We start from the raw sequence: 557 nt of genomic DNA, 5'->3' as shown, positions 1-557 counted from the left end.
AGCGGATTGTTTTAAGACATTTAATATCACGCATTCATTAAGCAAGAAAGGGTGTCCATATGACAATGCGGTAGCGGAAGCGACATTTAAAACAATTAAAACGGAATTTGTAAAAGGCCAACGTTTCAACTCAACGGCTGAGTTACAACGCGCTTTTTCGGCTTATGCCTATTGGTATAATCATAAACGATTACATTCTTCGTTAGGCTACTTGCCTCCCGTTGAATTTAAAAAACACTTACCCCTTAATTTTTTTGTTTGAAAATGTGTTGCCATTCCAAAAGTGCTTCCTTTCTTTGACAGCGAACAAGTGCCGCTGTTACGCATTCTTACAGACCGAGGTACGGAATATAATGGCCATAAGGAGAGCCATGCTTATGAGCTTTATCTTAATCTAGAAGATATTGAACACACCAAGACCAAAGCCTACACCTACAGCCCACAAACAAACGGTATTTGTGAGCGATTCCATAAGACGATGAAAACAGAATGTTATGATATTTTATTTCGGCGTAAGATTTACACGCAATTGAGTGAAATACAAAACGATATTGAGC

General features: G+C 38.4%; 1 protein-coding gene and 1 pseudogene. Both read left to right on the top strand.

Going from position 1 to position 557, the window contains the following annotated elements; genetic code table 11:
* Positions 1-262, top strand: a 262-nt coding sequence (locus tag A9G35_RS07830; RefSeq protein WP_141672645.1) for an integrase core domain-containing protein, incomplete at its 5' end; no start/stop codon positions are given.
* 18 nt (positions 263-280) lie between these two features.
* Positions 281-557 (top strand): annotated as a pseudogene (locus tag A9G35_RS07825) (integrase core domain-containing protein); the annotation flags it as partial.

It is taken from the genome of Gilliamella sp. Choc5-1 (assembly GCF_001690595.1).
In the GTDB taxonomy this organism is placed as follows: Bacteria; Pseudomonadota; Gammaproteobacteria; order Enterobacterales; family Orbaceae; genus Gilliamella; species Gilliamella apicola_M.
The sequence above is the reverse complement of the archived record's forward strand: the minus strand, read 5'-3'. Positions and strand labels throughout refer to the sequence as shown.